Here is a 13,830-nt window from a genome sequence, read left to right as displayed (position 1 = left end):
GAGGACGAAAAAGGTAAAAATAAATGAGCACTCACTCTCCAATTAGCACTCGCCCTGAGTTCAACCAGCCAGCTTCCATTGTGCCGGGAGTGGTTCCAGGCAGCATTTTGGATTCAGCTGAACCAAAGGGCGTACCTGCAAAAGATATGTGGCAGTATCACAAAGATCATATGGATCTTGTGTCACCACTTAACCGTCGTAAGTTCCGAATTCTCGTAGTAGGAACTGGCTTGTCTGGTGGAGCAGCTGCTGCTGCACTTGGTGAGCTTGGTTATGATGTTAAAGTTTTCACCTACCATGACGCACCACGTCGTGCGCACTCCATTGCTGCTCAGGGTGGTGTGAACTCGGCTCGCGGTAAGAAAGTCGATAACGACAGCGCTTATCGCCATGCAAAAGATACCGTTAAAGGCGGCGACTACCGTTGCCGTGAATCAGATTGTTGGCGCCTTGCTTATGAATCTGCTCGTGTAGTCGATCACATGAATGCAATTGGTGCACCTTTTGCTCGCGAGTATGGCGGAACCCTTGCTACTCGTTCTTTCGGTGGTGTGCAGGTTTCCCGTACCTACTACACTCGTGGTCAAACAGGTCAGCAGCTACAGCTTTCCACTACTTCCGCGTTGCTGCGCCAGATTCATCTTGGCTCTGTTGAGATCTTCACCCACAATGAGATGGTTGATCTCATCACTACCGAAAAAGATGGTCAGAAACGCTGCGAAGGTCTGATTATGCGCAATCTCATCACTGGTGAGCTTAGCGCCCACACAGGACACGCAGTCATTCTTGCGACCGGTGGTTACGGAAACGTCTACCATATGTCGACTTTGGCAAAGAACTCCAATGCTTCTGCAATTATGCGTGCGTATGAGCAAGGTGCTTATTTTGCCTCCCCATCTTTCATTCAGTTCCACCCAACTGGTTTGCCAGTGAACTCTGAATGGCAGTCAAAGACCATTTTGATGTCTGAGTCTTTGCGTAACGACGGTCGTGTGTGGTCGCCAATCAAACCAAATGACGACCGCGACCCAAACACTATCCCTGAAGAAGAGCGTGATTACTTCCTCGAGCGCCGTTACCCAGCATTCGGTAACCTTGTGCCTCGCGACGTTGCCTCACGTGCAATCTCACAGCAAATTAACCAAGGTCTTGGTGTAGGTCCACTACACAATGCCGCGTATCTCGACTTCCGTGACGCAATTGAGCGTCTTGGTGCTGGAACAATTCGTGAGCGCTACTCCAACCTCTTCCAAATGTATGAAGAGGCAATTGGTGAAAATCCATTCACCACACCAATGCGTATTGCACCAACCTGCCACTTCACTATGGGCGGTCTATGGACAGACTTTAACGAAATGACCTCCATCAATGGTCTTTTCGCAACAGGTGAAGCATCGTGGACTTACCACGGCGCAAACCGTCTAGGTGCAAACTCCTTGCTGTCTGCTTCCGTAGATGGTTGGTTCACCTTGCCATTTACCGTTCCTCATTACTTGGCTAAGCACCTTGGTGAGGCAGTATTGCCACTTGATGCGCCTGAGGTAGAAGTAGCCTTGCAGCGTGCTCAGGCTCGTATCGACAAGCTCATGAATATCCGTGGGGATAATCCACATGGTCCAGAGTATTATCACCGTCAGCTTGGTGAAATCCTCTACTTCTCCTGTGGTGTGGCACGTAATATCGAAGACCTTAAGTCTGGTATCGAAAAGATCCGCGCATTGCGTAAAGACTTCTGGGAGAATATGCGCATTACTGGTACTCCAGATGAGATGAACCAGGTATTAGAATATGCAAATCGTGTTGCTGACTACATTGATCTCGGCGAGCTCATGTGCGTTGATGCACTTGACCGCGATGAATCTTGTGGTGCACACTTCCGAGACGATCACCTCTCCCCAGAAGGCGAGGCTGAGCGTGACGACGAAAACTGGTGCTTCGTTTCTGCATGGGAGCCAGGTAAAGCGGAGGGCGAATTCATCCGTCACGCTGAACCACTCACCTTCGAATCGATCCCGCTGATGACAAGGAATTACAAGTAATGAAACTACATCTTGAAATCTGGCGTCAGGCCGGTCCGAACCACGAAGGTCATTTCGAGTCCATTACCGTCGAAGACGCTGTGGCACAAATGTCCATCTTGGAGCTGCTTGACCACGTAAACTCTGGATTAATCGAAGAAGGCAAAGAGCCTTTTGCTTTCGCCTCTGACTGCCGTGAAGGTATCTGTGGTACGTGTGGTTTGATGGTTAATGGTCGCCCACATGGTTTAGAACAAAACCAACCAGCGTGTCAGCAGCGTTTGCTCAATGTTGCTGATGGCTCTACCCTCAAGATCGAACCATTCCGATCTGCTGCTTTCCCAATCATCAAAGATATGGTTGTGGATCGCTCAGCACTAGACCGAGTAATGCAACAGGGTGGTTATGTTTCTATGGATGCAGGTACTGCACCAGACGCAGATACCTTGCACGTGACTCACCAAACTGCTGAGTTTGCCCTCGACCACGCAGCTTGCATTGGTTGTGGTGCTTGTGTTGCAGCGTGTCCAAATGGTGCAGCACACCTTTACACTGGTGCAAAACTTGTTCATCTCTCACTCCTACCACTGGGTAAGAACGAGCGTGGACGTCGTGCGCGCAAGATGATTGATGAGTTGGAAACGAACTTCGGTCATTGTTCTCTTTATGGCGAGTGCGCTGATGTGTGTCCTGCGGGTATTCCGCTCACTGCTGTGGCGGCAATCAATAAAGAACGTGCTCGCGCATTCTTCACAGGTAAAGATAACTAAGCTACACTGGAGCTTGATGGTATTTTCTAGGCGTAACACCTAGCTACGGAAAGGCAAAGATTCTCATGTCCGAGAGTGTAAAAATTAGCGGGACGAGCTACCCAGTTTTTGCTGATCGCCCGCACTACATTGATGGCTATGATCCATCGAGTCTCTATGCACCGCATTCTTCATTGCGTCGTTTTGCTACCTGGGCTGGGATGGGGCTCATCCTCACCTCTTTGATAGGCATGGGTACCTTAGTGTATGGCTTGGCTATTCCTTCGGAGTACAGCGCAGAATCCGGTCGATGGGTATTCTTTGCCGTTTTCGGTGGTATTTTGACTCTTGCCTGTTTGGTTGGTGGTTTTGGTGCTATCCACTATGGGCGCAGCAAGTACCGCCAGTACCGTGCAGAAACAGGTCGAGTAAACTAAAAAATAGTTTCAAGCTATATTAGAAAATCGGGTTCATGCCCCGTGTCTCAGCGGGAGCATGGAACCCGATTTTCGGGATAAGTAGCAAAAAGTGTGTCTGAAAATCAGCATCACTACAGTTCAACAAGAATAAACAAGCCAATAATAACGCCCCACGCACCGGCATGTGCTATGCAACGAGTTGATTAACTCGTTGCATGCCTACCAACCACCCACGATGCCCAGTATGCACAAGGCACATAAAGAAAAACGGAACCACCAGCACAGGAACAACCCGCTAGCGATGCAAAGACCCCACATACTCAAGCTCACTTACCCGACGCCGCACTGACACAACACTCACCCGCGACTTCACAGACTTCCACACCTACATCACCGGCACAGCATCTCTTACCGACGTCACCGCACACCGCGGTGTCAGCCGATGGACACTAACCCGCCGATTCGCCAACTTCTGGCTCATCGACGTCCCCAACCAACCAGACCCCCATCGCATCTACGACCAAATCTTCATCGACGGCACCTACACCAAAGCCGGGTGCCTACTGATCGCAGCAAGCATCGATCATGCCATCGCTTGGCACTGGGCCACGACCGAATCAACACAGGCCTACAATTCCCTGCTGCACCTTGTGCGCAACAACTGGTTGTTTGCCTATCTGAAGCCACCACCTCAGGCGGTGCAACCAACACGGTGGGCATCCACCACAAACTGTCTCGAAGGTGGCATCAACGCAGAACTGAAACGACGAGCAGATGCCCACCGCGGTCGTGGTGGGAAGCATCAACGAAAAATGTTGGAGTGGTGGCTGCACACAAAAACACAGCTGCCTGACGATCCTTTAACAATCGCCAAGCAGTGCAATTTCGGACAAGATCAACTCGCCAAAGTATCCGATCTTGTTCTAGAAGACATCAACAAAGCTGACCCTGAAACAGGTCGCCCAACCTTCTATGACAACGCTATCCCAACCGAATACTCCCACTCCATAGGAATCAGAAAGGGACATCTCCGCTAACGCATAATGTCCGGCTGGCGACACGCCGACCGAACACACTTTTTGCTACTTAACCCCCGCCCGCCGGTGCCCGAAGTGTTGCAGGGAGACATGAAATAAGTAGGGGAGGACCTCATGCCCTCCCCCTACTTAGACGTGGTTAACCTGCCATTTCTGCTATCTTAAACAGAATAGCAACCATCAAAGCGCTCGCTGAAAACAGGATCAGATTAGAATTGAGCCCTTCCCTCTTGCGCTCTATCGACTCAACATGCGACACCTGAAAAATGAAACATATACCCATGATGATTGAAGTTATCATCAGTGGAACTAGAAAAGTTTCATTTTGGGGCTGTCCGTAGTTAAATGCCGTAATGATGGACGTGGATACTGCAATTCCAGATATGGCAGAATAAAATCTACTTTTCATTTCACCTCAAAGATACTTAGAGTAGGACAAGGGAAATGAGGCGCGCCCCGGGCCCGGCGGCCCAGCCGCGGACGCCGTAGGTCGTCACCGTGGGGACCTCGTTCTCGGGCACGCCCTGGCGGCGGAGCTCTTCCTTGACGGCCTCAGAGGCGTCGAGGACCTGCTGATTGGTTACCTGCTGCTCTTGAGTTTCTTCTGCCTTGGGCGTGGCAGAAGCGATAGCCGTATTGGTGACAGGGACGGCGAGAGCGAGAGCGATAGCAGCGAAGCGCTGCTTAAAGTGCTTGCTCATGCACATTTCCTTTCGTGGGTGTGTTCTCCAGTGATTTACCGGAGTGGAGCCATTGTTGCATAAATTTTCTGTCCTGTCTTGGCGAGTTCAGTTACTGCTGGGCATCGGACGTTTTTGTGAAGGTGTTTGACTCTAAAATGCGTGGCGGCGGAGTGTTTTAGGTGTCGTGTTTCTGGCAATCGTGACGTAGCGCTTGCTGGCTGCATGGGGAGCTACGTGGCGACGCCACCTGGTGGAGAGGCTCTGCTCTAGGATTACGGTCCTGGGATGGAGCCTCTTTTGCTGTTAGCGGGGTCGCCTGCCTGGGCAGTCGGTCTCGGTGGTGATGTGGCCGACGTCGCAGTACACTACGAGCGCTGCGAGGCGCGCGAGGGCGTCCGTATCGAGGGGGTGGGGGAGGAGGTTGAGGAGCGCGGTGGTCAGCTCGACGGGGGTACCTACGGGATAAGTAGCAAAAAGTGTGTCTGAAAATCAGCATCACTACAGATCAACAAGAATAAACAAGCCGATAATAACGCCCCACGCGTTATTACAGCCCGATTTTTCTTTTGACCTATGATGGACATATCATGCGCAAAATTACTTTAATCCTCAGTGCACTCATCACTGCGTTAACAGCAGTGAGTTTCTGGTACTACGCACAGTCATCTTCTACCCAACCGTCAAATACTCACCCAGAAAGCTCCGAAACTACAACTGTGACCACACCTATGAGGGGCGTATAACCATCATGCAAGCAGCAGAGATGCCTGGTTTTAGTGCTCAAGACGAAGTGGCACGTCGGAAAGCGTTGGCACGGCATAAAGCCATTGCCACCGGCTTGCTCATCATTGCTGCCCTGGTCTTTTTTGCCTGTCGGTTCTTGGAGACGCGTGGCAGTGGGGCATGGGTCGGGTTTGTGCGAGCAGCAGCAGAAGCCGGTATGGTTGGCGGTCTTGCCGATTGGTTCGCTGTCACCGCATTATTTCGCTACCCACTGGGACTGAAAATCCCGCACACAGCGCTTATTCGCAATAAAAAGGATCAAGTAGGGGCAGCGCTGAGTAGTTTTGTGAGTGACAACTTTCTCAACACCACATTGATTACGCAGAAGGTAGCTCAAGCGCAGATACCGCACCGGATAGCCCAGTGGATGATTGTGGAAACTCATGCGCAGAAAGTTTCTCGCGAAGTGGGAAAGTTTATTGTCCGCGTAGTGGATAATCTTGACCCGCGTGATGCCGAAGCACTTATCAACACCGTGCTGATCGAGAAATTGGCACAGCCACAATGGGGGCCACCAGCTGGCAAGGTGCTTGAGCAGCTTATTCATGAAGGAAAAGTGGCACCCATTATTGATGAGTTTGTGCAGTGGGCACATAAAAAAGCAGTGGCAAGTGAGGATCTGATTCACCGCCTCTCAGGGGAGCGGGCACCTAAGTGGGCACCAAAATTTGTCAATGACCTTGTCGGAGCAAAAATCTATCAAGAGTTGGTATCGTGGACACAAAGCGTCGTGAGTGATAAAAACCATGAGGCGCGAGCAGCATTAGAGCGGTTTATTCAGCAATTTGCTGAGGACTTGCAGCATGATCCCGTCATGATTGGGCGCGTTGAAGATATAAAGACAGACATCATGAACTCTCGCTCAGTTCAGGAAGCAACCCAAGCAGCATGGCGCTATGGCACACAGGCGCTTACTCAGGCAGCGAGTGACCCACACTCACCCTTGCGGCATAAAATAGCGCAGAGTGTTGTGGAGTGGGGGCATAAAATCCTAGATGATGAGCAGTTACGCGCTCAGCTTGATCGTCGAGTGATAGGGGCTACGACTTTCCTGGCTGATAATTATGCAGGTGAAGTGAGCAACATTATTTCGGAAACCATTAACCGCTGGGATGCCGATGAAGCAAGTGAGAAAATTGAGCTTATGGTTGGCAAAGACTTACAGTACATTCGATTAAACGGTACTGTGGTTGGTGCATTAGCAGGTCTGATTATCCACAGCATATCTTTTGTGGTCTTTGGTGGTTAACGTAAAACGAGTGATGCTTAGAAAGGAATATGATGGAAGTCGTAATTATGGGCTTATTCTTTCTCTACAAAATTGGTCGAATAATTTTAGCGCTGACAGGTGTCGTTGGCGCCGTGCTAGCGTTGCTCACCAGAGATGATGCGTTCGACGCCGCGGATAGGCAAAGCAAGTGGATATGGGCAGGAATGCTCATGATTGCCGCAGCGCTTGTTGTGTATCAGCTCCCGTTTCTCACCTGGATCGGCATTGTCATTATTGGTTTGTACTGGTTCGATGTTCGCCCACAAATCAAAGACATACTCAATGGTCGTTATGATTGGTGATGTGCATGGGCAATAATTCTGCTGACACTACCATCATTGCCATCATCGCAGACCCGCTTATCGACGCTGCCCAAACAAAAGAATTAGTTGCCGCAGCACTAACCAATGACATGGGGGTATGCGTCGAAGCAAATATGCTGACTGCCACCCACGCTGCCCAGGAAAAAGGAACTGTTGTGGGAGCTTGGGTTGGGTATCCCACGGGAAAACATCATAGTTTGGTTAAAGCCGCAGAGGCACGTCTTGCGGTGCAATATGGGGCCACGCATCTTGTGGTGGTATTAGATCAAGCAATCGTGCAGCGTCAAGATAATGCTGCATTGATGTCTGAGTTGATTTCCTTGCGTGAAGCTATCCCGGCTCCGGCACACTTAGGTGTTGTTGTGGAAACAACCATGCTGGAGATAGCGCAAACAAAAAATGCTGCCGTGCAGGCAGCGGCATGTGGTATAGATTTTTTGCTCACTGGTACCCAGAGCACTGCGCCTGAGCATATTGCAGAATTGATGGCACTCAGTGCGCAAGGTGCACTGGGCACTATGCGCATTTATGCGGTGAGTAATCTCGGCGCCGCAGCTGATTATGCTCAGTATGTCCCACATGGGTATTGGGTATATGACTAGCGCTCTTGAGCTTGAGCCGTATCGTAACGAGAAAGGTCGACATTCTCACCAACGAGGTGGAGTTTCATTCCTTCTTCCACGACCTCGACTTGCTCTATTCTTAGGTTTTGCTCAAAAGAATCAGAGAGCTTGGCAAAGCCATCATTGAGTGCAGTGGATACAAACGCAGGCAACTCATGACCAAAAATGTCAGTATTTTTTGCGGTAACCACAAGTTTTCCGTCTTTGGCTTGTGGCTCTACTACCAGTTTTGCTAGACCGTTGCTGATTTCAATGTGGAGAGTCCCAGTAGCGGGGTCGGTATCAAGGTTAGTCACCTGGATAAAGTTTTTGATTAGTTCACCAATCCCTGCGCCATTGAGTACAGAATTACCTGGTGCTGGTGCATTGGCGTCTGAGTCTTTCTTGAAGAGGTTGCGTGCCAAAGCATCGACATCGAGGCGCCCGTCGTCGGTAGTGTTATTGCCAGCATATTGTGGATCACCCAGGTGTGTGACCTGTTGCTGAATGATGGCAAGCATGAACTCTTTGCTCAACGTGGTGTTTAAGTCAATAGTCCCAGCTATAGGGTGCTGTGGATCCTCGCGGGAAAGATCGCGAACATTCAGGGTTGCCTCAGGCACGCCGCTGATTGTAGGGGTGCCGTCGGTAGTGTGATCAATCTGCACTGTTGCGGGAGTATTGATGGTGACATTTGAGATATTTTTCTTCACTACTCCCAGCAACAAGGGATGCGTGCCAAAAGAAACCGTTGCCTTTTTATCAGTGCGAGCGTTAGTTTGCAGCTGCTCGGCGATTTGCTTTCCGACGTACATCCTTAGCCCGCCTTCGGCGGCAAGCAACAAGATGATGAGTGCGATCAGGATACTAAAGCTGATTGTGAGTTTTTTGTTGCTCATTTACTCCATAGTGGTCGAAAAAACTTATTTTGACCACCGTAGGCGATATATTTTTTATGGGCAGACCTGTGACCAGGAGAAAGTGATTTGATTATCGCGAACTCGCCTGCGAATAGGGGTAAACTCTAGTCCTTGTTGACGCAGTAGTTCGCGTGTTTTGTGCCACCGTACTCGCGGACCATAAATACTCCACGGGGCGCAATGCTGCCAGGCTTGGTCGCATAACTGTAAAAGATCATAGATTTTCTCCCCGACAACATTGCGTTGAATGAGGATTTTGGGCAAGCGCTCAGCAATATCTGAAGGCTTGTCCATGTCATGCGGGTCCCATGCCAAGGTCAGTGATTGTGGGCCTGTTTTATCTAGTAGAATCCAGGTGGATCGTCTGCCTAATTCATCGCAGGTGCCCTCAATAAAAAGTCCGCCTGGGGCAAGTCGCTCGCATACCATGCGCCAGGATTGTTCCACATCGGCGACATCATATTGGCGAAGCACATTAAAAGCCCGCACGAGAGTGGGGCGATACCCTGCCAGCTCAAAACCACCTAGCTCGAAGCTCACTCCATAGCGTGGTTCTTGGATACGATTGGGATCTATTTCTAAGCCAATGACGCGGACATCCTGGCGAATCGTGCGCAACCACCTCGCCCATTCCACAGTGGTGTGGTAGCTTGCGCCATAGCCGACGTCGAGAGCAAGGGCAGAGTCAGTATGGGTCAAGGCGTAGCGTATGGTGGGGTTGTGCGCTGCCCACCTATCACAACGGCGTAGTCGATTAATGGCAGTGGTGCCTCGGGTAATGACTCCGACTGGGCGTGTGGGGTGGGTAGAATGCATAAAACCACGCCCGGGATGAGTTGCAGAAAAATCTGCACGCATATTATGGGCGTGGTTTGCCATGATGAACTACTTAGCTGTTATTGGTGATCCATGTTTCGGTGAGCTGGCCTTCATTGGTGAAGAGTTCACCGAGGGCATCGGCAACTTTTGGCTCAATAGCAGAACCCATGAATGGGATATTGACGGTGATCTCATTGGCATAGGTGAGGGTGGTTTTGTCCTCGTCGCCGGCGAGGGAGATTGTGCCCTTGAAATCTACCGGGGTGCCTTTGACGTCGGCAGTGTAGTCTAGTGTGCTGCTGTTATCTGCAAGTGCAGTCACGGTGACAACGCGCTTTACTTTGAGTGATTGTGAGATCATTGCGCGTACTGCTTCAGGTAGTAAAGAGGTGGGCAGAATCTCAAATAGGGTAACGCGAGCCCCATTGTCGGTTGCGGTGAACTCATGTACTTCACCTGGTTCTGGGCTGAGGTTCTGCGCAATATATGCCCAATAATCAGCATTAGTGTAGGCAGAATGCACTTTTTTAATGGGTTGGTTAATAATAACGGTGTTCTCACTTCGTGAAGTCATGATTACAGACTACTCTGGAAAAGGTGACAGATACATTCGCAGTCCCCGTTGACGATCTAAGAAAAATTGCAGATGTGTACGTCGATGAGCAAAGTTTTGCTGATTTGACCACGCTTCACCTTGGTGGAACACCGCGTGCCACAGTCCATTGTCGCACTAAAGAGGCGGTTTGTGCTGTTGTCGAGCTTCTCGACGCCAAGGAGATTCCTTTGTTGATCATTGGGGGTGGTTCCAACCTTGTGATCGCTGATGGCGAAATTCCAGTAGTAGCCGTAGTGATGGAATGTGCTCAGATAGATGTGGATCCCACCACAGGAGTTATCACTGCTGAAGCTGGAGCAGTATGGGATACAGTGGTGGCGCGTAGTGTTGCAGCCGGACTTGGTGGTATTGAATGTTTATCAGGTATTCCGGGTTCTGCTGGTGCTACTCCGGTGCAAAATGTGGGTGCATATGGTGTGGAAATTGCTGATGTGCTCACGAGGGTAGAGCTTTATGATCGTCGGTTAGCACGGCGTGAGTGGGTCAGTGCACAGTCTCTTGAGTTGGGGTACCGCTATTCCAATCTCAAGTTCACCAATCGGGCAGTGGTGTTGGCAGTGGAGTTAGCTTTGCATACCGACGGTCTATCCGCCCCATTGCGTTTTGGTGAATTGGCTCGTGCAGTGGGTGCACAATCTGGGCAGCAGCGCTATCCGATCGCACAGGTACGTGAAGCAGTGCTTGAATTACGACAGAACAAGGGCATGGTTTATAACGAAGAGGATCATGACACATGGTCGGCAGGTTCTTTCTTTACCAACCCGATTGTGGATAGTGAGCACAGTGATTATGTGCGTGCGCAAGTCGCTAAGCTCCACGACGAACAGACTGCCCAAGCTATGCCATGTTATGACCTTGGCGACGGAAAAAAGAAGCTCTCAGCTGCGTGGTTAATTGATCGAGCCGGTTTTGAGCGCGGCTATCCCGGCATGGGGCAGGCGCGGTTATCGACTAAGCATACTCTTGCACTTACCAACCGAGGTGCGGCAAAAACTGAAGATCTTGTGGCTTTGGCGCGTGAGATACGCGATGGAGTAAAACAACGATTTGGTGTCAATTTGGTTACTGAGCCTGTATGGATAGGAATTGAGCTCTAGACTGGTCGTTGGACAATAACAACATAGCGTATAGGGGTATAAGGTTTGTCGATCTGCTCAGTGGTAGCGCAGCTAAGCGCAGATAGTAGCTATGGGCAGACATATGCTAAACCACCAATCTTGTACCTTGTACGCCGTACGCATGATGCTGATATGCAGACAGCATTGGTGCAGCATCCATAGTGCTTTTTGGGATAAGGCTTAAGGATTTTAGGATTTTAAGGAGGAACAGAAAATGAGAAATAGTGTCGTACTTGGTGCAGGTGTTGTCGGTGTGGCAGCGCTTATCGTCGGTGGTGTTTTAGCACGTGGTGGCGAGCAAACCGCTACTGCCCCTTCTGTAGAAAATGCTGGTTACTCGCATAATCAAGTAGAAGCAAGTATTGATGGTGAGTTTGTGCCGGGCAATGAGTTGGCAATTATTGCTGATTGTCAAAATACCGATACCCGCGCTGAGCTTACTACCTCTTTTGGTGATCGAACAGTGATGTCACCAGGTGCTGATGTATCGGGTCTGCTTGCTTATGTCACTGCGCCAGCTAACCTTGAGGCCGGTCCAGTAGATGGTTTCCACACTTTTACCGTGACCTGTGAATCAGGAAATACCGGCACCTTCCTCTTTACTGATCCTGTGCAAAAAGTAGATGAGGCTCATAGCGAAGAACGCGACAACTAAGCAAGCGAAGCACTATATCAGGCGCATAAACATCATGCTGGCTAGTACCTTTGCGGTGCTCTAGCCAGCATGATGGTTATGCTATTTCTTTGTTCTTTCTATAAGTTCTTCTTGCACTTTACGACGCAGAATCTTCCCGAGATTATCCTGAGGAAGCTCCTCAAAGTGATAGAACGTGCGAGGAACTTTATACCGAGTCAGGCGGCTCCGGCAGAATTCTTTGAGCCCTTCTGGATCAAGCGCAGCGCCTTCGTTGAGTTTAATCGCTGCTACCACAGACTCTGAGCCATCTTCTCGTGGAATACCAACCACAGCACTGAGGGCAATATCTGGATGCTGCGAGAGTACCTCTTCCACCTCTGCCGGGTACACATTAAAACCACCGGTAATAATGACTTCTTTAATGCGGGCAACCAAACGAATAAAACCATCTTCTTCCATGACCCCAACGTCGCCAGTGCGATACCAGGTGCCGTGGAAACTTTGCGCAGTCGCCTCTGGTTGATTGAGATAACCAGCAAAAATCTGTGGACCTCGCACAAGAATCTCGCCTTCGACGCCATCTGGTTGGGTTTCGTCGAGATTATCCGGGTTGGCAATACGTACTTCAGTATCGGGAAATGGGATACCTACATATCCAGGTCGGCGACGCCCATTCATGGGGTTACCAACAATAATAGGGGAGGCTTCGGTGAGTCCATAGCCTTCGACCAATAAACCACCAGTGAGCTGTTCCCAATCTTCCACCGTTTTCACAGGTAAGGTAGCTGCGCCACAGAAAGAATTGCGAATACCAGAAAGCGACACATTATCTTTACGTGCTGCCTCAATGATTTTCTGATACAAGGTCGGCACCCCGGGAACCCAAGTGGGGGTACGCTTTTTCATAATCCCCATGATGAGTGGGATTTGTGGAGCTGGCAGCAAGATGATCTCGCCACCTACTAGGAAAGAAAGATTAAGGATAATCGTCAAACCATAGGCATGAAAGAACGGTAACGCGCCCAATAGGCGTTCTGGCTGATCACCAAGACCTTTGACCCAATGCTTACCCATGAGCAAATTGGCAAATAAGCTACCGTGGGTTAGCTGTGCCCCCTTGGGGGTGCCGGTGGTTCCAGAGGTGTAGAGAATAACTGCCACTGTTTCTTTGCTCACCTCAGGAGCAGAAACAATATCACTGCCGTCGCCACCAAGAGCAGTTCCGGTGAGGACCTCCCACGGCATGGTATTTGTTGCAGGTGCGGACAGCTGCTCGCGTTTTTGCTTGAGTGGTGGAATAGGCAGGCTCAAGGCAAAGCGCTGGAGGGCTGGCATAGCGTTAATCATATTGACACTGATGATCGTTTCCAGTGAAGTATTATGCCGCAATTTTTCTAGCGTAGATGCGGCTTTGTCCCACACAATCGCAACCCGCGCCGCATGATCCTGGAACGGCGGTTCTAATTCCGCTGCAGTATAAAGCGGATTATGCTCGACGACGGTCGCGCCAAGTTTGAGCACGGCGAAATATGCGGCAATATGTTGTGGGCAGTTTGGCAAAATGATGGCGACGCGATCTCCAGGGCGCACACCTAGGGCACGCAGGCCAGCTGCTGCCGAGCGGACTTGTTTGTCTAGCTCTGCGTAGGTTTGGGTGCGTCCAAAGAAATAGGTGGCGGTTTTATCTGCATTGATTGCCAGGTTATTGTCGTAAATATCAAGGAGGGTGGTGTCTTCGTAGTCGAGTGTGTGGGGAGTCCACTCGCCATAATTTTGCAGCCAGGACTTATTTTCATAGGCTGTCGAGTGCGTTGCATCTGGCATGGTGTTTTCCTT

13 protein-coding genes and 1 pseudogene are annotated in these 13,830 nt (G+C 50.3%); 9 read left to right on the top strand and 5 right to left on the bottom strand.

What is annotated here, in order from left to right; translation table 11 throughout:
* Positions 1 to 23 precede the first annotated feature (23 nt).
* From FQV43_RS09065 to FQV43_RS09050, 4 genes and pseudogenes are all read left to right on the top strand, one after another.
* Positions 24 to 2,039: a fumarate reductase/succinate dehydrogenase flavoprotein subunit gene (locus tag FQV43_RS09065; RefSeq protein ID WP_144275216.1), complete on the top strand. Its 2,016-nt coding sequence runs from the start codon at positions 24 to 26 to the stop codon at positions 2,037 to 2,039.
* Entirely contained in the window at positions 2,039 to 2,788 is a 750-nt protein-coding gene (locus FQV43_RS09060) for a succinate dehydrogenase/fumarate reductase iron-sulfur subunit (protein WP_144275218.1), read from the top strand. The genes FQV43_RS09065 and FQV43_RS09060 overlap by 1 nt, the downstream gene beginning before the upstream one ends.
* Positions 2,789 to 2,853: 65 nt before the next feature.
* Positions 2,854 to 3,204 carry a hypothetical protein gene (locus FQV43_RS09055; protein ID WP_144275220.1) on the top strand — a complete coding sequence of 117 codons (351 nt, stop codon included), beginning with the start codon at positions 2,854 to 2,856 and terminating at the stop codon, positions 3,202 to 3,204.
* Between the two features lie 197 nt (positions 3,205 to 3,401).
* Positions 3,402 to 4,223, top strand: a pseudogene (locus FQV43_RS09050) (hypothetical protein).
* Positions 4,224 to 4,648: 425 nt separating this feature from the next.
* Here the strand turns inward: FQV43_RS09050 and FQV43_RS09045 are convergent.
* Positions 4,649 to 4,924, bottom strand: coding sequence for a hypothetical protein (locus FQV43_RS09045; protein WP_146340106.1), 276 nt, complete (start codon positions 4,922 to 4,924; stop codon positions 4,649 to 4,651).
* A gap of 730 nt (positions 4,925 to 5,654) precedes the next feature.
* Here FQV43_RS09045 and FQV43_RS09040 point away from each other — a divergent pair.
* The 3 genes from FQV43_RS09040 to FQV43_RS09030 are packed head-to-tail and all read left to right on the top strand — an operon-like array spanning position 5,655 to position 7,884.
* A complete protein-coding gene (locus FQV43_RS09040; protein WP_371710889.1) occupies positions 5,655 to 6,938 on the top strand; it encodes a DUF445 domain-containing protein in 1,284 nt (427 codons plus the stop codon).
* Between the two features lie 47 nt (positions 6,939 to 6,985).
* Positions 6,986 to 7,261 carry a DUF2516 family protein gene (locus FQV43_RS09035; protein WP_246847011.1) on the top strand — a complete coding sequence of 92 codons (276 nt, stop codon included), beginning with the start codon at positions 6,986 to 6,988 and terminating at the stop codon, positions 7,259 to 7,261.
* A 5-nt stretch (positions 7,262 to 7,266) separates the two neighbouring features.
* On the top strand, positions 7,267 to 7,884 hold the full coding sequence (locus tag FQV43_RS09030; RefSeq protein WP_146340104.1) for an aminotransferase: 618 nt from the start codon (positions 7,267 to 7,269) through the stop codon (positions 7,882 to 7,884).
* On the opposite strand, the gene FQV43_RS09025 is transcribed toward FQV43_RS09030, so the two are convergent.
* Genes FQV43_RS09025 through FQV43_RS09015 form a run of 3 tightly spaced genes read right to left on the bottom strand, consistent with a single transcriptional unit; the run spans position 7,881 to position 10,197 of the window.
* Positions 7,881 to 8,783 (bottom strand): LmeA family phospholipid-binding protein, encoded by a 903-nt coding sequence (locus FQV43_RS09025; RefSeq protein ID WP_144275226.1) that lies wholly within the window; start codon positions 8,781 to 8,783, stop codon positions 7,881 to 7,883. The genes FQV43_RS09030 and FQV43_RS09025 overlap by 4 nt on opposite strands.
* Before the next feature lie 54 nt (positions 8,784 to 8,837).
* Positions 8,838 to 9,683 carry a class I SAM-dependent methyltransferase gene (locus tag FQV43_RS09020; RefSeq protein ID WP_144275228.1) on the bottom strand — a complete coding sequence of 282 codons (846 nt, stop codon included), beginning with the start codon at positions 9,681 to 9,683 and terminating at the stop codon, positions 8,838 to 8,840.
* A gap of 10 nt (positions 9,684 to 9,693) precedes the next feature.
* Positions 9,694 to 10,197 (bottom strand): DUF2505 domain-containing protein, encoded by a 504-nt coding sequence (locus FQV43_RS09015; RefSeq protein ID WP_144275230.1) that lies wholly within the window; start codon positions 10,195 to 10,197, stop codon positions 9,694 to 9,696.
* Between the two features lie 23 nt (positions 10,198 to 10,220).
* Here FQV43_RS09015 and FQV43_RS09010 point away from each other — a divergent pair, with 23 nt between their 5' ends.
* Complete coding sequence (locus FQV43_RS09010; protein ID WP_146340102.1) at positions 10,221 to 11,336, top strand: UDP-N-acetylmuramate dehydrogenase; 1,116 nt, start codon at positions 10,221 to 10,223, stop codon at positions 11,334 to 11,336.
* Between the two features lie 235 nt (positions 11,337 to 11,571).
* Entirely contained in the window at positions 11,572 to 12,012 is a 441-nt protein-coding gene (locus FQV43_RS09005) for a hypothetical protein (RefSeq protein ID WP_144275234.1), read from the top strand.
* Between the two features lie 81 nt (positions 12,013 to 12,093).
* Here FQV43_RS09005 and FQV43_RS09000 read toward each other — a convergent pair whose 3' ends face one another.
* Positions 12,094 to 13,818 (bottom strand): long-chain-fatty-acid--CoA ligase, encoded by a 1,725-nt coding sequence (locus tag FQV43_RS09000; protein ID WP_146340100.1) that lies wholly within the window; start codon positions 13,816 to 13,818, stop codon positions 12,094 to 12,096.
* Between the last annotated feature and the right edge of the window lie 12 nt (positions 13,819 to 13,830).

The organism is Corynebacterium sp. sy039, from assembly GCF_007904105.1.
In the GTDB taxonomy this organism is placed as follows: domain Bacteria; phylum Actinomycetota; class Actinomycetes; order Mycobacteriales; family Mycobacteriaceae; genus Corynebacterium.
Note: the sequence above shows the minus strand (reverse complement) of the source record. Positions and strands in the feature narration are given on the sequence as shown.